Here is a 653-nt window from a genome sequence, read left to right as displayed (position 1 = left end):
GGGAGATAAAACAGTTGCACCGTAGTAAGACCAACCCACAGTATCTGCAGTGTATGCTTCAATATCACCGTCACCATCTAAATCGCCAATTTTAGCTTTAGTGTAATCACGTGCAGCATCGCTGATACCTTCACGTTTTTGGTAATCATATGCAAACGTGATGTTACCTTTATCGTTTGAGATACCGCCTACAACTGAAAACTCTGAAGATGTTGTACCTTCATCTTGGTCACGGTGGCCAGCACCAATATTGAAGCTTAAACCTTCGTAGTTATCTTTTAAGATAACATTAACTACACCAGCCATTGCATCAGAACCATAGATAGATGATGCACCTTCAGTCATGATGTCAATACGCTCAACTGCTGCCATTGGAATAGCATTTAAGTTTGCTGATGCGCCACCTAATGTTGGTGAGCCTGGGAAACGACGACCGTTTAATAGTACAAGTGTACGGCGAGAACCCGCACCACGTAAGTTGATTGTTGCTTGAGACTGAGCTGAGCTACCTGAACGCTCTGAGAATGAGCCGAATGAGTTCAGTGAGCTTGAACGAAGAGCATCAGCTACAGTGAAGTCACCTTCCATTTTAATATCAGCAGATGTGATGCTGATTACAGGTCATGCCACTTCTAGGTCAGTACGCTTTATGC

The 653-nt window shown here is 43.6% G+C and carries 1 protein-coding gene; it reads right to left on the bottom strand.

Going from position 1 to position 653, the window contains the following annotated elements:
- Window positions 1-609 (bottom strand): TonB-dependent receptor plug domain-containing protein (locus CWC02_RS20470; protein ID WP_349304133.1); only part of this gene is annotated, 609 nt, incomplete at its 3' end.
- Between the last annotated feature and the right edge of the window lie 44 nt (window positions 610-653).

The sequence above is a fragment of the Pseudoalteromonas sp. S2721 genome (genome assembly GCF_005887425.1).
GTDB classification, from domain to species: Bacteria; Pseudomonadota; Gammaproteobacteria; order Enterobacterales; family Alteromonadaceae; genus Pseudoalteromonas; species Pseudoalteromonas simplex.
The sequence above is the reverse complement of the archived record's forward strand: the minus strand, read 5'-3'. Positions and strand labels throughout refer to the sequence as shown.